The sequence below is a fragment of the Flavimobilis marinus genome, from assembly GCF_900113055.1.
In the GTDB taxonomy this organism is placed as follows: domain Bacteria; phylum Actinomycetota; class Actinomycetes; order Actinomycetales; family Cellulomonadaceae; genus Flavimobilis; species Flavimobilis marinus.
Map to the genome: position 1 here is coordinate 591,820 of NZ_FONZ01000001.1, position 17,559 is coordinate 609,378.

At 74.8% G+C, this 17,559-nt stretch carries 13 protein-coding genes; 8 read left to right on the forward strand and 5 right to left on the reverse strand.

The window, feature by feature from the left end:
* Nucleotides 1-96 precede the first annotated feature (96 nt).
* On the forward strand, nucleotides 97-3,342 hold the full coding sequence (locus BMZ30_RS02685; protein WP_229828304.1) for a UrvD/REP family ATP-dependent DNA helicase: 3,246 nt from the start codon (nucleotides 97-99) through the stop codon (nucleotides 3,340-3,342).
* A complete protein-coding gene (locus BMZ30_RS02690) occupies nucleotides 3,339-6,599 on the forward strand; it encodes an ATP-dependent helicase (RefSeq protein ID WP_093374813.1) in 3,261 nt (1,086 codons plus the stop codon). Before BMZ30_RS02685 ends, BMZ30_RS02690 begins: the two co-directional genes overlap by 4 nt.
* 24 nt (nucleotides 6,600-6,623) lie before the next feature.
* On the opposite strand, the gene BMZ30_RS02695 is transcribed toward BMZ30_RS02690, so the two are convergent.
* On the reverse strand, nucleotides 6,624-7,556 hold the full coding sequence (locus BMZ30_RS02695; RefSeq protein WP_093374815.1) for a phosphotransferase: 933 nt from the start codon (nucleotides 7,554-7,556) through the stop codon (nucleotides 6,624-6,626).
* Between the two features lie 128 nt (nucleotides 7,557-7,684).
* On the opposite strand from BMZ30_RS02695, the gene nudC reads away from it, so the two are divergent.
* On the forward strand, nucleotides 7,685-8,665 hold the full coding sequence (nudC, locus tag BMZ30_RS02700) for an NAD(+) diphosphatase (protein ID WP_093374817.1): 981 nt from the start codon (nucleotides 7,685-7,687) through the stop codon (nucleotides 8,663-8,665).
* Nucleotides 8,666-8,711: 46 nt separating this feature from the next.
* Here nudC and BMZ30_RS02705 read toward each other — a convergent pair whose 3' ends face one another.
* Nucleotides 8,712-8,978: a mycoredoxin gene (locus BMZ30_RS02705; protein WP_093374819.1), complete on the reverse strand. Its 267-nt coding sequence runs from the start codon at nucleotides 8,976-8,978 to the stop codon at nucleotides 8,712-8,714.
* A gap of 45 nt (nucleotides 8,979-9,023) precedes the next feature.
* On the opposite strand from BMZ30_RS02705, the gene BMZ30_RS02710 reads away from it, so the two are divergent.
* On the forward strand, nucleotides 9,024-10,997 hold the full coding sequence (locus tag BMZ30_RS02710) for an ATP-dependent helicase (RefSeq protein ID WP_093374821.1): 1,974 nt from the start codon (nucleotides 9,024-9,026) through the stop codon (nucleotides 10,995-10,997).
* Between the two features lie 399 nt (nucleotides 10,998-11,396).
* Nucleotides 11,397-11,801 (forward strand): WhiB family transcriptional regulator, encoded by a 405-nt coding sequence (locus BMZ30_RS02715; protein ID WP_229828302.1) that lies wholly within the window; start codon nucleotides 11,397-11,399, stop codon nucleotides 11,799-11,801.
* Nucleotides 11,802-11,817: 16 nt separating this feature from the next.
* Here the strand turns inward: BMZ30_RS02715 and BMZ30_RS02720 are convergent, their stop codons facing one another.
* A complete protein-coding gene (locus BMZ30_RS02720; protein WP_093374823.1) occupies nucleotides 11,818-12,624 on the reverse strand; it encodes a hypothetical protein in 807 nt (268 codons plus the stop codon).
* Between the two features lie 71 nt (nucleotides 12,625-12,695).
* Here BMZ30_RS02720 and BMZ30_RS02725 point away from each other — a divergent pair, with 71 nt between their 5' ends.
* Nucleotides 12,696-13,316: a M48 metallopeptidase family protein gene (locus tag BMZ30_RS02725; RefSeq protein ID WP_093374825.1), complete on the forward strand. Its 621-nt coding sequence runs from the start codon at nucleotides 12,696-12,698 to the stop codon at nucleotides 13,314-13,316.
* 4 nt (nucleotides 13,317-13,320) lie between these two features.
* On the opposite strand, the gene BMZ30_RS02730 is transcribed toward BMZ30_RS02725, so the two are convergent.
* Nucleotides 13,321-14,751 (reverse strand): zinc-dependent metalloprotease, encoded by a 1,431-nt coding sequence (locus BMZ30_RS02730; RefSeq protein WP_093374827.1) that lies wholly within the window; start codon nucleotides 14,749-14,751, stop codon nucleotides 13,321-13,323.
* Nucleotides 14,752-14,843: 92 nt separating this feature from the next.
* On the opposite strand from BMZ30_RS02730, the gene BMZ30_RS02735 reads away from it, so the two are divergent.
* Together BMZ30_RS02735 and BMZ30_RS02740 are read left to right on the forward strand one after the other, a co-directional pair.
* Nucleotides 14,844-15,797: a Rossmann-fold NAD(P)-binding domain-containing protein gene (locus BMZ30_RS02735; protein WP_177191253.1), complete on the forward strand. Its 954-nt coding sequence runs from the start codon at nucleotides 14,844-14,846 to the stop codon at nucleotides 15,795-15,797.
* 45 nt (nucleotides 15,798-15,842) lie between these two features.
* On the forward strand, nucleotides 15,843-16,946 hold the full coding sequence (locus BMZ30_RS02740; RefSeq protein ID WP_229828298.1) for a YlbL family protein: 1,104 nt from the start codon (nucleotides 15,843-15,845) through the stop codon (nucleotides 16,944-16,946).
* A gap of 34 nt (nucleotides 16,947-16,980) precedes the next feature.
* Here BMZ30_RS02740 and BMZ30_RS02745 read toward each other — a convergent pair whose 3' ends face one another.
* The gene (locus tag BMZ30_RS02745; protein WP_093375683.1) at nucleotides 16,981-17,544 is read right to left on the reverse strand and encodes a PPA1309 family protein; all 564 of its coding nucleotides are present in this window, start codon (nucleotides 17,542-17,544) and stop codon (nucleotides 16,981-16,983) included.
* Nucleotides 17,545-17,559: the final 15 nt, after the last annotated feature.

The following is a 17,559-nucleotide window of genomic DNA, read 5'->3' on the forward strand; positions in this document are numbered from 1 at the left end:
CGGGCGGGGTGCACGGCGCAGACCCAGAATCGCACCTTCCGGCGCCGCGTGCCGCACGCGGCCTCCTGTGTCAGACACTCGTGATGGGATCGGGACGTGCTTGACGGACGACGACTCGACCGGCTCGACCAGCCCGGCCGCTCCCACCAGCCCGACGCAGCCCCGCCGCCCGAGGCGGTCCGGCTGCGTGGTCGTGGTGCCCACGCCGAGCCGGTCCTGCTCGACCCGTCCCAGCGCGCCGCCCTGCGCTCGGCGCGTGAAGAGGCAGCCACCCTCGTCGTCGGCGCGCCGGGTTCCGGCAAGACCACGACTGCCCTGCACGTCGCGCTCGACGCGATCAGCCCCGCGGGCGGCGGGCCCGGGCTCGACCCTGCGCGCGTGCTCGTGCTCGGCGCCACCCGCCGCGGGGCCAGCCAGGTCCGTGACCGGCTGTCGCTGCTCGCGGGACGCACCGTCGGGCAGCCGATGGTGCGGACGGTCCCGGCGCTGGCCTTCGCGGTGCTCGCACGTCGCGCCGCGGCGCTGGGGCTCCCCGCTCCCACGCTGATCTCAGGGCCGGAGCAGGACCAGCTCCTCGCGGAGCTCCTCGCCGGGCACCTCGAGTCCGACGGCCCCCCGCTGCGCCTGCCGGAGGGGTTCCCCGAGGAAGCGCTCGCCACCCGCGCGTTCCGCGACGAGCTGCGCGACGTCCTCATGCGCGCGGCCGAGCGCGGCATCGACCCGGTCGGGCTCGACGAGCTCGGGCGCGCGCACGGTCGACCCGAGTGGCGGCTCTGCGCGCGCCTGTACGAGGAGTACCTGGACGTCACCCAGCTGCGCCTGGCGACGCCGGACCTCGGCCCGCGGTACGACCCTGCGGCCGTGGTGCACGAGGCCACCGAGGCGTTGCTCGCCTGGCGCGAGGAGGTCGAGACCCCGACGCCGTCCTGGGACCTCGTCGTCGTGGACGACTACCACGAGGCCACCGAGGCGACGGCTCGCCTGTTGCGGCTGTTCCAGGACTCGGGGGCGCGGCTCGTCCTGCTCGGAGACCCGGACGCCGCGGTGCAGGGCTTCCGGGGCGCCGTTCCTGCCCTGATGGGGAGCGCGGCGGCCCCCTCGAGCTCTGCCGCGGCGGACCTGGGCGCCCACGTCGTGGTGCTCGACGGCGTGTGGCGCCACGGGCGTCCCCTGCGGCAGGTGGTGCAGCGCGCGGCCCAGGTGGTCGGCGCGGCAGGGCACGTCGCGCACCGTCGGTCTGCCGCGGTCGAGCAGGACGGTCCCGCGGGGCGGGGATCGCACGTGGAGGTGGCCGTGCTGCCCGGCGTCGCCGCTGAGCACGCCTACGTCGCGCACGCGATCCGCTCCTGGCACCTCGACGAGGGCGTGCCGTGGCACGAGGTCGCGGTCGTGGCGCGGTCTGGCGGCGAGGTCGCCGCGCTCCGCCGGGCGCTCGCGGCGGCGTCCGTCCCGGTGAGCGTGCTCGGGTCGCAGGGGGCGCTCCGGGACGAGCCAGCGGCGCAGCCGCTGCTGCACGCCATGCGCGCGGTCGTGGACGGGCTGGACCCCGAGGCCGCGGCGGCGCTCCTGCTCTCGCCGCTCGGCGGCCTCGACGCGGTGGCGCTGCGTCGCCTGCGGCGGGCGGTGCGGACCGAGGAGCTCGCGGGCGGCGGCGGACGCAGCTCGGACGCGTTGATCGTCGAGGTTCTTGAGGATCCGGCGCACGCGGACCAGCTCCCGGGCGCGGTGCGCCGCAACGTCGTCGGGCTCGCACGGGTGCTGGCCGCCGGGCGCGCCGCAGCCGCGACGGCAGGCGCGACCGCGCAGACCGTGCTGTGGGCGCTGTGGGACACGGCGGGGCTTGCGGAACGGTGGCGCTCAGCGGCGCTGGCCGGCGGCGCCGCCGGAGCACGGGCGGACCGAGACCTCGACGCGGTGCTGGCGCTCTTCAAGGCGGCGGAGCGGTTCGTCGAGCGCACGCCGCACGCGGGCCCGGGCGCCTTCGCGGAGTACGTGAGCGCCCAGGAGCTCCCCGCCGACTCGCTCGCGGCCCAGGGTGGGCCGGAGTCCGCGGTCAGCGTGCTCACCCCCGCCGGCGCCGCCGGTGGTGAGTGGGAGGCCGTCGTCGTCGCCGGTGTCCAGGAGGGCGTCTGGCCGGACCTGCGCCTGCGCGACTCGCTTCTCGGGGCACAGGCGCTCGTCGACGTCGCCGCCGCGCGCGGTGTCGCCGGCCACGTCGATGCCCGGCGCGCCGTGCTGCACGACGAGGTCCGGTCGTTCCTCGTCGCCGTCTCCCGGGCGCGTCGTCGTCTGCTGGTGACGGCCGTCGAGGACATCGAGACCATCCCGTCCGCGCTCGTCGACCTCGTCGAGCCACCCGCGCAGGACGGGCCGGACCATCGGCGTCGTGAGGTCCCGGTGCCCCTCGACCTGCGCGGGCTCGTCCAGACCACCCGCGCCCGCCTCCTCGAGGCCGTCGGGGCCGGCCACGACGCTGAGGCCGCCGGCCTCGCGCGCCTGCTGGCCACGCTCGAGGACGCGGGGATCCGGGCCGCGGACCCGCGCCGCTGGTACGGCGTGGCGCCGGTGTCGAGCGACCGCCCGCTCTGGGGACCCGACCAGCAGCTGCGGGTCTCCCCGTCCAAGGTCGACGCCGTGACGCGGTGCCCGTTGCGCTGGGCCCTCGAGGCGGCCGGCGGCTCCGGAGCCGAGGCCCTCACCCAGTCGCTCGGCACACTGATCCACGCCGTCGCCGAGGATCTCCCGGCGGGAACCCGACAGGAGCTGCAGGCGCGGCTCGCCGAGCGCTGGCCCGAGCTCGGCCTGCGGCCCGGGGCGGTCGAGCTGCTCACGCGCCGGCGGGCCGAGGCCATGATCGACCGGCTCGCCACGCACGTCGCTGCCTCGGGGGACGTGGTCGGCGTCGAGGCAGAGTTCCGCGTCGACGTCGGTCGCGCCGTGCTCACCGGCAAGGTGGACCGGCTCGTCCGCGTCGGTGACGCCGTGCGCGTCGAGGACCTCAAGACGGGTGCCGCGATCTCGAACGACGAGGCTCGGCGCAACGCCCAGCTCGGGTCTTACCAGGTCGCTCTCGCCGAGGGCGCGTTCGGCGACGTCCCCAGCGCGGGGGCGGCGCTCGTGTACGTCGGTGGCACGACCAAGGGGCCGACGCAGCGCCACCAGGCGCCCTTGGAGACCGCCGACGAGCCCCGCTGGGCGCACGACCTCGTCACGGGCGCGGCCGACCTCATGGCGCAGGCGAGCTTCACCGCGCGCACCAACCCCGCGTGCGACTTCTGCCCTGTCCGCCGCAGCTGCCCGGTCCAGCCCGAGGGCCGCCACGTCACGCAGGAGCGCGCATGACGCAGTACACGCCCCACGAGATCGCCGCCCTGCTCGGGTTGCCCGCGCCGACGCCGGAGCAGACGGCCGTGATCGAGGCCCCGCTCGAGCCGGTGCTCGTCGTGGCTGGCGCCGGCTCGGGCAAGACCGAGACGATGTCCGCGCGCGTGGTCTACCTCGTGGCCAACGGGCTCGTCGCACCCGACGAGGTGCTCGGCCTGACCTTCACCCGCAAGGCCGCCGGCGAGCTCGCCGAGCGCATCCGGCGCCGGTTGCGTGCCCTCACGTCGCGCCTGCGCGCCGACGGCGTCGCGCACAGCCTCGAGGAAGGAGTGCTCGAGGCGATGCGCCGGCCCGCGGTGTCGACCTACAACTCCTACGCCGCGGGTCTCGTCAAGGAGCACGCGCTGCGCCTCGGCATCGAGCCGTCCGCGCGCCTGCTCGGGGAGGCCAGCGGCTGGCAGCTCGCCCACGAGGTCGTCGAGAGCTGGACCGGGGAGCTGCAGACCGGCGCGGCGCTGTCGACGATCGTCAGCGCCGTGCGGGAGCTGTCCGGCGCGCTCAGCGAGCACCTGCTCACCCCCGCGGAGGCGCGCGCTCAGATGCAGCAGATCGTCGATGCGATCGAGGCGACGCCCGCGGGCAACGGCCGGTCGGAGCACCTGGCCCCGGTCAAGGCGCTGCTCACGCTCATGCGCGAGCGGATCGAGCTCGTCGACCTGGTCGCCGAGCTCGCGCGACGCAAGCGGGTCAGCGAGGCGCTCGACTTCGGCGACCAGGTCGCGCTCGGGGCGCGCCTCGCCGAGGACTTCGGTGCCGTCGGCGAGCTCGAGCGCGCGCGGTACCGCGTGGTGCTCCTCGACGAGTACCAGGACACGTCCTTCGCGCAGGCCCGGATGCTCGGCGCCCTGTTCGGTGCCGGGCACGCGGTGACCGCCGTGGGGGACCCGAACCAGTCGATCTACGGCTGGCGCGGAGCGAGCGCCTCTGGCCTCTCGCGGTTCGCCGAGCAGTTCGACGCCGTCGGACGCGTGCACCACCTCGCGCTGAGCACGTCCTGGCGCAACGACGTCGCGATCCTCGACGCCTCGAACGCCGTGGCCCGCCCCTTGCGCGACCGTCAGGTGGGCATCGACGTCCCCGCCCTCGCGCCCCGGCCCGGTGCGGGTCCCGGGGCGGTATCGGCGGTGTACGCACCGACGCTCGCCGACGAGGCGACGGCGGTCGCCGACTTCGTCCAGCAGCACTGGCGCCCCGCCGCGCCCGGCCGGGCAGCCCGCACGGCGGCCGTGCTCTGCCGCGCCCGCAAGCAGTTCGTCGACGTCGAGATCGAGCTGCGGCGCCGCGGGATCCCGGTCGAGGTCGTCGGCCTCGGCGGGCTCCTCGACACCCCCGAGGTGGTGGACCTGGTCGCGTTCTGCGAGGTCGTCCACGACCCGGCCCGCGGGGACTCCCTGATGCGGCTGCTCACCGGACCCTGGCTCAACCTGGGCGCAGCCGACACGTTCGCGGTCGCCGACCGCATGCGCGAGCTCGCACGCGCCAGCCGGGCCGCCCAGGGACGGCAGGGGGACCCCGGCGCCGACGACGCCCACGTCGACGGCGTGGTCCCCGAGGCCGACATCGTCGACTCGCACTCGATCGTCGACGTGCTCGACGAGCTCCCGCCGCCCGGGTGGCGCAGCGTCGAGGGACGCGAGCTGACCGCGGACGCCCGCGAGCGCCTCGCCCGGCTGGCGGACGCGCTCGCCCACGTCCGCTCGCGCACGTACCTGTCGGTGCCGGAGATCATCGGGGAGGCCGAGCAGGCCCTCGGGCTCGACATCGAGGTCGCGCTCGCGGGCGGGCACAGCCGTGGCCGCGCCGCCCTGGACGCCTTCCGAGACATCGCCGTCCGGTTCGTCGACGGCGCCCCCCACCCGACGCTCGGCGCCTTCCTCGCGTGGCTCGACGCCGCACGGCAGGAGGAGCGCGGGCTCGACCAGCCGCTGCGCGAGCCGGACCCGCACGCGGTGCAGATCATCACCGTGCACGCGGCCAAGGGCCTCGAGTGGGACGTCGTCGCCGTCCCCGGGCTGTCCGACGGCACCTTCCCGTCCCTGCGCACCACCGGGGACGGCTACCCGCGGGACTCGGCCTGGCTCACCGGGCTCGGCACGCTGCCGTACCCGTTGCGCGGCGACGCCCCGGACCTCCCCGAGCTCCGGTACGCGGGCGCCAGCGACCCCAAGGACCTCGACGCGCGGCGCAAGGAGTTCCTCGGCGTCGCCGGCGAGCACCAGGTCGCCGAGGAGCGTCGGCTCGCGTACGTCGCCCTCACCCGCGCCCGGTCCCACCTCCTCCTCGCGGGGTCGTGGTTCCGCACCGGCGCCAAGCCCGTCCCGCCGTCGCCGTTCCTCACCGAGCTGGTCGAGGCCGGGCTCGTGGCCGGCGACGCGCTGAGCGCCGGACCGGACGACGGCGCGGTCAATCCCCGGCTGGCACAGGAGCAGACCGCCACCTGGCCCGCGCAGGCCCCCGCGGGCGTGGACCTGCGTCGCGACGCCGCGCAGCTCGTCGCGGCCGCCGCGCCTGCGGCCTGGGAGGACCTCACGACCGGCCCTGCCGGCGACCTCGCACGCACCGCGCTCCGCCTGCTCGACGAGCGCGAGGAGCGCCGCCGTCCGCGGCGCGAGGTCGAGCTGCCGGCGCACCTGTCGGCGTCGTCGATGGTCCGCCTCGCCAAGGACCGTGCCGCGTACGCACGGGACCTGCGCCGCCCCGTGCCCCAGGAGCCCTCGGTGCACGCGCGGCGCGGCACATCGTTCCACGCCTGGGTCGAGCAGTTCTACGGCGCCCCCGTGCTCCTCGACCTCGACGAGCTGCGTGGCGCGGACGATGCCGCCGTCGACGCGGACCTCGAGGCGCTCAAGGACGCCTTCCTGACGAGCGAGTGGGCAGGGCTCGAGCCGATCGCCGTCGAGGTCGACGTCGAGACGCCGATCGCGGGCGTCATGACGCGCTCGCGCATCGACGCGGTGTTCGCCGACCCTCGGCGCCCCGGGGGCGTCGTCGTCGTGGACTGGAAGACCGGCAAGGTCCCGACCGACTCCGCGACCGCGCGCGCCCGGGAGGTGCAGCTCGCGGTCTACCGGCTCGCGTGGGCACGCTGGAAGCACGTGCCGCTCGAGGACGTGGACGCCGCCTTCTTCTACGTCGGGAGCGGCACGACCGTCCGGCCCGAGTCGGTCGCCTCGGCCGACGAGCTCGAACGCCTCGTGCTCGGTGCGCCCGACTGAGCCGCGCGCTGGCAGGGGCTGCGGTCAGTCGTCCTCGGCCGCGCCCTCGCGGCTCGTCGTCTGGTCGAGGTCGAGGAGCATCTCGACCGCGTCGTCCACGACGTCGGACTGTCCGGTGCGCACCCCGTGCATGAGCCACCGCGCCACCGCGAGCTCGCCCGCGAGGAGTGCGCGCTCCACCAGGTGCGCGTCACGCTGCTCGGTGCGGCGCAGCTGGTACGCCTCGAGGATCGACTCGACCGCCTCGGGCGGGACGGTCGCGAGCAGCCAGGCCAGGTCGTCCGCGGGATCGGCCACGCGTGCCTCGCCCCAGCCGACGATCCCGTTCACCTGGTTCTGCGCGACCAGGATGTGCTCGTCGTCGAGGTCGCCGTGCACCACCGTGGGCTGGAAGCGCCACAGGGCGACGTTCTCGAGAGCGGCCTCCCAGCGGCGCAGCAGCCGCGCCGGGACGCGACCGGTCCGGGCGGCCTCGTCCACCTCCGCGAGCCGGCGCTCGCGGTACTCCGCCGCCGTGTACGACGGCAGGCCGGCGTCCTCGACCAAGGCCGCGGGCAGCTCGTGGATCGCGGCGATCGCACGGCCCACGGCCGCAGCCAGGCCTGGGCCGGGCTGCATCGAGGACGCGTGCAACGGCCGGCCGGGCACCTCCGGGTGCACCACGGCACGGCCGCCCTCGGGCAGAGGCGCGAACCCAGCGGGCTCCGGCACGGCGAACGGCAGCGTGCCGTCGTCGACCAGCGGGACGAGCGACCCGACGAGCACCATCTCCGCCTCCAGACGTGCGCCGGCGGCGGCGTCCTGCGGGCTGCGCACGACCCAGTGCCGGCGCGCGGCGTCGATGACGACCGCGACGTCGTCGTCACCGTCGCTGCGGACGGGACGGACGTCCACGACGTCCATCCCGGGGACGGCGACGGTCGACAGGGCAGCCAGGTTCAAGGCGGATCGGCTCACGCCCTAACCGTACGTCGGCACGGCCCGCCGACGGACGAGCCGCACCGCACCGGATCGTGAGGCCCGGGTGATCAGTCCGTCGCTCCACCCGGTGGGATCGGGCCGCGCCCGCGGGCTACGGTGGCCGGGTGGACCCGCAGCCCCCGACCGCCCCCTCCCCGCGCGCCTGGCGCGCCGCTCCCGTCTCGGCGCTCTCGCGTGCTGGGGCCGACCGCGCCGCCCTCCGCCGCGAGGAGACGGACCTCGTGCCCCGTCTCCTCGCCGACGCCGAGCGCACCCGCGTCGTGCTCGTCCGAGGCGGCGAGGTGGCCGTCGACGCCGACGGCCGGCTGGACCTGGTTGCCCCGGAGCCGGACGCCGCGGCAGGGCGGCTCGCGGCATTCCTCGGCGAGGACGCCCAGCACGCCTACGTGGCCCTGCTTCTCGACCAGCCGAGCGCGCTCGACCCGGTCCTCGGCGCCGACGGTCTCCCCGCCGCCGAGCGCTGGCCCGAGGCCGGCCGCGCCTGGGCGTCGCTGCGCGACCAGGGCGAGACTCTCGACGACCGTGATGCCGGGCTGGCCACCGCCGCCGTGGCCCTGGCAGCCTGGCACGCGCGGCACCCGCGCTGCCCGCGCTGCGGCGAGCCGACGACGCCCACGCGCGCGGGCTGGGCACGGCGGTGCTCCGCCGACGGCTCGGAGCACTTCCCGCGCACCGACCCCGCCGTGATCATGGCGGTCGTCGACGACACCGACCGGCTCCTGCTCGGCCACGCGGCGCACTGGCCCGACCGCCGGTTCTCGACCCTCGCCGGGTTCGTCGAGGCGGGCGAGTCCGCCGAGGGGGCCGTGCGGCGGGAGGTGGCCGAGGAGACCGCGATCGTGGTGAGCGACGTCGAGTACGTGACGAGCCAGCCCTGGCCGTTTCCCGCCTCCCTCATGCTCGCCTACCGGGCGCGCGCCACCACCACGACCATCGAGGTCGACGGCACCGAGGTGACGGACGCGCGCTGGTTCACCCGTGACGGGCTCGCGCGGGACGTGGCCAGCGGGGACGTCCTCCTTCCCCCGCCCTCGTCGGTCGCACGGCTGCTCATCGAGGACTGGTTCGGCGGCCCGGTCGGCTGACTGGGCGCCTCGTCGGCGCTGCCGGGGCCGGGGCTCCGGGGGCGGCTCAGCCCAGGCGTGCCTTGACGTCCGCGAGCGACGGGTTGGTCGCTGCGGTCCCGTCGGGGAAGACGACGGTCGGGACCGTCTGGTTCCCGCCGTTGACCTCCTCGACGTACGCGACGGCGTCCGGGTGCTCCTCGATGTTCACCTCGGTGTAGCCGATCCCTGCGGAGTCGAGTTGCGTCTTGAGGCGGCGGCAGTAGCCGCACCACGTGGTCGAGTACATGACGATCGTGCCGGCGTCGGGCGTGTGCGGAGCTGTGGTGGTCATGTGGCCATCATCGGCTGTCAGGGGAGGCTGCGACAATCGGCGGTGATGTCTCCCGACCAGATCCTCGATGCGCTCGACCCCGACCAGCGTGAGGTCGCGCTCGCCCTCACCGGACCCGTGTGCGTCCTCGCCGGTGCCGGCACCGGCAAGACGCGCGCCCTGACGCACCGGATCGCGTACGGCGTGCGCACCGGCGTCTACGCGCCCACCAGCGTCCTGGCGGTGACCTTCACAGCGCGGGCCGCGGGGGAGATGCGCACCCGGCTGCGCGCGCTCGGGGTGCCCGGCGTGCAGGCCCGCACGTTCCACGCAGCCGCGCTGCGCCAGCTCGGCTACTTCTGGCCCAAGATCGTCGGAGGCGCGCCTCCCCGCGTCATGGAGCACAAGGGGCAGGTCATCGCTGAGGCCGCACGGCGGCTCGACCTCTCGGTGGACCGTGTGGCCGTGCGGGACCTCGCCTCCGAGGTCGAGTGGTCCAAGGTCTCGATGATCCCGGCGGACGAGTACGGCCGTGCGATCGCGGCGCTGCGGCGCGAGCCCCCGGCGGGCTACGACGCTCACGTCGTGTCCCGTCTCATCTCCGTGTACGAGGACGTGAAGAACGAACGCGGGCAGATCGACTTCGAGGACGTCCTCATGTACCTCGGGGACATCCTCGCGTCCCACGGTGCGGTGGCCGACGAGGTCCGCCGCCAGTACCGGCGGTTCGTGGTCGACGAGTACCAGGACGTCTCCCCGCTGCAGCAGTTCGTGCTCGACCAGTGGCTGGGCGGCCGTCAGGAGCTGTGCGTCGTCGGGGACCCGAGCCAGACCATCTACTCGTTCACCGGCGCCACGCCCCGGCACCTGCTGGACTTCGCCAAGACCCGCCCGGGTGCCACCGTCATCAAGCTCGTGCGCGACTATCGCTCCACGCCGCAGGTCGTCGGCCTCGCGAACGCGCTGCTCGCGACCCGCCGCCACGCCGGCTTCGAAGGGCTCGAGCTGCGCGCGCAGCGCCCTGCCGGCCCGCCGGTCGCGTTCGACGTCTACGAGGACGACGAGGCCGAGGCCGCCGCGATCGCCGCCGCGGCGGCGCGGCTGATCGCCAGCGGGGTGCGCCCGAGCGAGATCGCCGTGCTGTACCGCACCAACGGTCAGTCCGAGACGTTCGAGCAGGCGTTCGCCGACCGTGGCGTCGGCTACCTGGTCCGCGGAGGCGAGCGATTCTTCCAGCGCCCCGAGGTGCGTGAGGCGATCCTGCTGCTGCGCGGAGCAGCGCGCGCCGTCGCCGAGGACCCCGTGCCCACAGCGGTGCGGGAGGTGCTCGCGTCGGTCGGCTGGGCCGAGGAGCCGCCGTCCGCCCGCGGCGCCGCCCGCGAGCGCTGGGAGTCGTTGCGCGCGCTGGTCTCGCTGGCCGACGAGATCGCGGCGCGCCCCGACGCGACGATGGCCCTCCTGGTGGCCGAGCTCGACGAGCGTGCGGCCGCGCAGCACGCCCCGACCATCGAGGGCGTGACCCTCGCGTCCCTGCACGCCGCCAAGGGGCTCGAGTGGGACGCAGTGTTCCTCGCCGGCCTCTCTGAGGGCCTGCTCCCGATCTCCCTCGCCGAGACCCCGGACGCGATCGCGGAGGAGAAGCGCCTGCTCTACGTCGGCATCACGCGGGCGCGGGAGCACCTCACCCTGTCCTACGCGCGCTCACGCGCCCCCGGCGGGCGCGCCACCCGCAAGCGCAGCCGGTTCCTCGACGGGCTGTGGCCCGCAGCGACACCCGGGCGTGGCCGCTCGACAGCGGACCTCGGCGACGCCGACCCGGCCGTGGTGGACGCGCTCGTCGAGTGGCGCACCCAGGTGGCCGCGGAGATCGACCGTCCGGCGTTCACGGTGCTCAGCGACACGAGCCTCGAGGCCGTCGCGCGGGCCCGTCCGCGGACGCCCGCGGAGCTGCTCAAGGTGCCCGGCATCGGCCAGGTGAAGGCCCAGACGTACGGTCCGACGCTCCTTGAGGTCCTCCGCCGCAGCGACGCGAAAAACTGATCCGGTAAATACCTTGGCGCGTTCTGCGCGCCCGGCATACAGTGTGCGAGTCCTTGTTGATGCAGCCCGGCCGAGAGGCGCGGGCTCGATGGAGAAAGGGGTGAGCAGGCAATGAAGAAGTACACCACCATGACGAACCGTTCAGGTCTCGGGATCAATGGTGCGGCCTCCGGTCGTCTTCGTGATGCCGCTCGCCTCGTCCCGGCCGGACCCTTCGGGTTCATTCGCGGCTGACGCCGCACCTGCCGAACCACCCCGCGGATCCGCGGGCTCTCCGTCACCTCGCACGTCCCCGCTCGGGGATCGTGCCGGCGCACCCTCATCCGGTGCTCCCACGTGCGGCAGAGCCTCGCCCGGATCCGTTCCCATCGCAGCACAGGAACATCTCTGGAGGACATCGTGCGGCTCAGCATGCTGCTCGACATCGACTCGCAGGCCGGACCGGTCACCGCCGGCCGCCTGCCCAGCACCCCGACCACCGACGCGCGCACCGCGCACGCGTCGACCACCACGCCGCAGGCCGCCGCACAGTCCGAGCGACGCGAGTTCGCGCTGCTCGTCGCCGGCCTGCTGCCGTGCCGCAACAACGACCCCGAGCTCTGGTTCGCCGAGCAGACGGCAGCGGTCGAGCAGGCCAAGGCCATGTGCCGCGAGTGCCCGCTTGTGGCCGGCTGCCTGGCCGGCGCGATCGAGCGCGCCGAGCCGTGGGGCGTGTGGGGTGGCGAGGTCTTCGTGGACGGCCGCGTGGTCGCCACCAAGCGTGGCCGGGGACGCCCCCGCAAGGTCGACGTGGTCGTCTCGTGACGCCGTCGTCGATCGATCAATCCGGGGCGTCCGCCGTCCCGCCCCCGAAGGGCCCGCTCACGTCGAGCGGGCCCTTCTGGCTTGCCACGAGGCTGTGGCAGCCGCACGTCGGGTGGGGCGGCCACCGCTCGACGTGGTGCGCGGCCGCAGCCGAGACGAATTGCTCGGTCGTGGCGATGCCGACGTCGCGCCCGTCCACGAGCCTCGTCACCGCGCGCACGGCCGCGCCTGCCGCCGCCAGCGCGAGCACCGTCTCCTCCGCGTGGCGTCCATAGCGCGCCGATGCCGTCCGTTGCGGTGCGCGTGCGGCATCGTCGGCGCGGTGCAGGTCCACGCAGCGCAGGCAGGCCGTGGTCCCCGGCACCACGAGCGGGCCCACCGTCACCGCGGCGCCCTCCCACGCGACGGGCAGGTGCGGGATGCCGTGGCCCATCAGCTGCCAGGTCCGCGTCACGTCGAGCGGACCGCCCCCGACCACGACGACGACGTCGAGGTCGGTCCGTTCGCCCAGGCCCACCCGTCCGCCGTGCCCGTGCAGCAGCCGGGCCGCCGCCGACCGCCGCGACGCGCCCACGTCCCGCAGGTCGTAGCCCCCTGGACCCACGTCTCGGGTGTCCACCTCGAGGTCGTCGTCGACCACGACCGTGCCCATGCCGCACGCGACCAGCGAGCGTGCGAGCAGCAGGCCCGTCCTTCCCAGCCCGCACACGCCCACCGTGGCCGAGGCCCGCAGGGCCCGCGTGAGCGCACCCCGCCCGTCGTGGCGCGCCGCGGACCACAGCTCCTCGTCAGGGTGGGCGGGGGTCCCGGCTCGCAGTCGCATGATCCCAGCGTGCCCCGGGCACGCCCGTCAGCGTCGACCTTCCACAGGCTCACCCGGGGCGATGGTGGGAAATGTCGCTCCTGAGCGGTACGGTCAGGCCTGTGTCCGGCGAACGGGAGGGGACCGTCGAGGTCCGTCGTAGTCGCCGCCGCGTGCGGACGGTGAACGCCTATCGCGACGGCGAGCGCACGGTCGTGTCCATCCCGGCCCGGTTCAGCGCCGCCGAGGAGGCCGAGTGGGTCGCCCGGATGCTCGCGCGCCTCGCCGCCAAGGAGCGCCGTCGGCGCCCGTCGGACGACGAGCTCATGGCGCGCGCGCAGGATCTCTCCGAGCGCTACCTCGGCGGGCGCGCCCGCCCCGACTCGGTCAGCTGGGTCGGCAACCAGGGGCGCCGGTGGGGCTCGTGCAGCATCGAGCAGCGGACCATCCGCATCTCGTCCCGGGTGCGGGGGCTGCCGTCCTGGGTGATCGACTACGTGATCCTGCACGAGCTCGTGCACCTGCTGCACCCCAACCACACGGCAGCGTTCTGGGAGACCCTCGCCGTCTACCCCCGCGCCGACCGCGCGCGCGGGTTCCTCGACGGCGTGGCGTTCGCGGACGAGCGCTCGGGTCGGGACCGGCTCGCCCCCTCGGACACGGACGACCGCTCGCCCGAGGCCGACGAGCCGCCGTCCGCCGCGACGGACTAGCGGCTCATCCCTCGACGGGCCGGTCGGTGCCGTCGTCGTCCGCGAGCAGCTCCGCGATCGCGCGGTCGACGTCCGCCTGCTCCTCGGTCGTCTCGCTGCGGCGGCGCACGAAGCCCGCGGGATCGTCCAGGTCGAGCGCGACGGGCAGCAGGTCGGGGTGGTCCCAGACGCGGTCGCGTCCCTCGGTGCCGAGGCCCGAACCGATGGCCGACCACAGCGCCGCGGCCTCACGCGAGCGGCGCGGGCGGAGCTCGAGACCGACGAGCGACGCGAAGGTCTGCTCGGCCGGGCCGCCAGCAGCGCGTCGGCGGCGGATCATCTCGCGCAAGGCCATGGTGTGCGGCAGATGGGGGAGCGCCGCCGTCGTCGTGACCTCGTCCACCCACCCCTCGACGAGCGCGAGGCTCGTCTCGAGCCGTGCCAGCGTCGCCTTCTGGTCCTCGGTCGCGGCGATGCCGAACACGCCGGAGGACAGTGCGGCCTGCATCGCGGCCGGGTCGGTGGGGTCGATCTGCGAGATCGCGGACTCGAGCGCGTCGGTGTCGATCGTGATGCCGCGGGCGTAGGCGTCGACGAGGCCGAGCAGGTGCCCGCGCAGCCATCCGACGTGCGTGAACAGCCGGGCGTGGGCGGCCTCGCGCAGCGCGAGGAACAGCCGCACCTCGTCGGCCGGCGTGTCGAGTCCCTCGGCGAAGGCGGCGACGTTGGTCGGGAGCAGGACGCTGACGCGCTCTTCGAGGAGCGGCACGCCGATGTCGGTGAGGCCGAAGACGTCGCGCGAGAGCGTGCCAGCCGCCTGACCCACCTGCATCCCGAACACCGCGGACCCGAGCCTGGTGACGATCGTCGTCGGGTCGAAGGCGTTGTCGCCCGCGCCGAGGATCCCGGCGAGGCGGCTCTCGATCCCGTCGGAGTCCGAGGCCATGGCGTCGAGGTCGGGCAGGTGCTCGCGCAGGACGCCGGTGAGCGCGGCGACGAGGTTCTCGGCGATCGGGGCGGCGAGAGCGTTCCAGGCCGGCAGGGTGCGCTCGACCCACTCGGACCGGCTCCAGGCGAGCCGCAGCCCGCCCGCCGGCGGGAGCTCGGTCGCTGAGTCCAGCCAGAGGTCGGCGACCGACAGGGCCTCGGAGACGGCGCGCACGTCCGAGCGCGTGATGCTGGGGTCGCCCTCGCCGGCTGCGACCTGCCGGGCGATGTCGTGGGCGACGTCGGAGTTCACCGGCGCGTTGCCCGCCCCCAGCAGCGACCTGACCTGCGAGAGGACCTGGTCCATCAGGGCAGGGTTGTCAGCGATGCCGGCGGCGGCGTTGAGCGCCTCGACGTCCATGCCGCGGGCCTTCAGCTCTTCGATCGCCTCGGCGGCGTCGGAGCCGAACACGGAGCGCAGCAGCTTCTCCCAGGGCGCCTCGTCGGGCGACGGGTCGGAAGGGGCCATGATGAACTCCTGACAGGATCGCGTGCTGGTGCACTGCCACGACCACGGTAGCGATCTTCTCGACCATCCGGTGCAGAAGGGAGGAGTTCAGGATGCCAGTTCGCTCACGGCGCACCGCTGTGCACGGCTCCGGCCCGGTGTCCGACACCCTCGCGCACCTCCTCGAGGCGGAGACCTGGGACCCCGACGACGCCGTCGCGCGCGCGTCGATCGATGTGCTCGTCGTCGTCCTCGACGGCGGTGACTTCGATCCGGTCCGCACGAACCGGCCGCGCGACGTCGGCTCGGGCCTGCACGACCTGACGACCGTCGCCCGAGCACCCGGCGCGCACGTCGTCGTGGTCACGAGCGCGGCCGTGCTGGGCGCGCGGCCCGGTCAGGGACCGCTCGGCGACGACGCCCCCGTGCTCGCCGACGCCGAGGGTTCCGTCGGGGAGCTCGTGGAGGCGGAGCGGGTCCTGCGCGAGGTCGTGTCCCCCGAGCGTCTCGCGGTGCTCCGCACCGCCGCGCTCGTGGGCCCGGGGGTCGACACGATGATGACGCGGCACTTCGAGGCGCCGCGCCTGCTGATGGTCCGTGGTCAGGAGCGTCCCTGGCAGTTCCTGCACGTCGAGGATCTCGCGGAGGCCGTCCGCACGATCGCCGACCTGACGCTGTGCGGTGACCTCACCGCCGGGGCCGAGGGCGAGCTCGCCGCCACCGAGGTCGCCCGGCTCAGCGGGCTGCGCACCGTCGAGCTGCCGGCCGCGACCGCGTTCGGCGTCGCGGAGCGGCTCCACCGGCTGGGGGTGCTCCCGGCGCCGGCGAGCGACCTCGCGTACGCCGTCTACCCGTGGACGGTGACGTCGGCGCGGTTGCGCCAGGCTCGCTGGCAGCCGGTCTATGACAACGAGGCGTGCCTGGCGGTGCTGCTCGAGGGTGCGCGCGGCCGGCTCGGTGTCGCCGGGCGGCGCGTCGGCGGCCGCGACGCCGCCGCCCTCGGCGCGGTCGGCGCGACCGTCGCGCTGCTCGGCACGGCGGCGTTGGTGCGGCGCGCGCGCCGATGACGACTCGTCCAGCGCACACCCAGCCGTCTCAGGGATGATGTGCCGGTGCCCGAACACCTGACCAACGACCAGCCCGTCGTCGAAGCCCCGCTGGCCGCGCGCCCGTCGCGACGCGCCGTGACGTACTCCGTCTCCATGGTGGTGGCCGCGATCGGCCTCGCGGCGCTCTCCGTGCTGCCCACGACGTACGTGGTGCGCGCGCCCGGACCGACGTTCGACACGCTCGGCGTCTCCGGGGAGCGGCCCGTGATCACGGTGGCGGGCACCGAGACGTTCCCGACCACCGGCGAGCTGCGGCTCACCACGGTCTCCGGCTCTGGCTCGCCCGACAACCGGGTCCCGCTCCTGCGCGTCGTCAAGGCGTGGGTCGACCCGGACGAGGCGGTCTACCCGCTCGAGGCGATCTACCCCGAGGGGCAGACGCAGGACGAGATCGCTGCCGTGACGACCGCCCAGATGGTCTCGAGCCAGGAGGCCGCGACCGTGGCGGCCCTGGTCAAGCTCGGCTATGAGGTTTCCGCCACGATGACGATCGCGGAGGCCGTCGACGGTTCGGGGGCGGCCGGCATCGTCGAGCCCGGCGACGTCGTGACCACGCTCGAGGGCACGGAGGTCGTGAGCTACCAGCAGCTCGTCGGCATGCTCGATGAGATCGAGGCGGGCACGACGGTCACGCTGGGCGTCGACCGGGCGGGCGCGGAGGTCGACCTCGAGATCACGACGACCGCGCACGAGGCGGACGGCTCGGCTTTCCTCGGGGTGCTGCTCACCACGGACTTCGACTTCCCGGTCGACGTGGACATGCAGCTGCAGGACGTGGGTGGCTCGAGCGCCGGGATGATGTTCGCCCTCGGTCTCATGGACAAGCTCACCCCGGCAGACGAGGCGGCGGGTGAGGTGGTCGCGGGCACGGGCACCATGTCGATCACGGGCGAGGTCGGCCCGATCGGCGGCATCCAGTTCAAGCTCGACGGCGCCGTGCGCGACGGCGCGCGCTGGTTCCTGGCCCCGGTCGAGAACTGCGACGAGGTCGTCGGCAACGTCCCGGACGGCCTTGGTGTGGTCGCGGTCGCGACCCTCGACGAGGCCTACGCCGCGCTCGAGGCGATCGGCTCCGGGGACACGGCGGGCCTGCCTTCCTGCGGCTGAGCGGCGCGGGTACCGCTCAGCGACGCGGCGCCGCTCAGTCCGAGAATGTCGCGTGCAGCGCCTCGACGAGGCCCGGCACCAGGTCCGGGCCCAGGCCGACCTGCGTCGGGTCGTCGTTGGCCTTGGTGCGGATGGCGCACCACGAGGGTCCGTCGCGCAGCACGGCGACCGCGAGGCGCACGTCCTGGCGGTCTGGGTGCTGGGCGAGGTAGGCGATCGCGGCGTCGGGGTCCTCGGGCATGTCGACCTCGGCCTCGGGCGGCACGATCACGCGCTCGACGACGACGGCGGCGCCGTCGACGGTCGGCGGCCAGGCGAGAGAGCCGAGCAGCTCCTCGAGCGACGACGCGGGCGGGAGGTCCTCCTGCTCGACGGACAGCAGGTGGTACTGGTTGGCCTCGAGCGCCGTCGGCAGCTCCGGCATCTGCTCCGTGAGCTCGGGCGTGGCCTCGAGGGCGCGGGCGGTGCGCAGGATCGCGAACACGCGGGGCGGGCCGTCCCAGCCGCCGGTCGCGACGTGCTGCTCGATCTCGCGGACGGTCTCGGAGAGCGTGAGCTCCTCGAGCGTGAAGGTGCGGTCGGTGGGCTCGGTGCTCATGGGTCCCAGCATCGC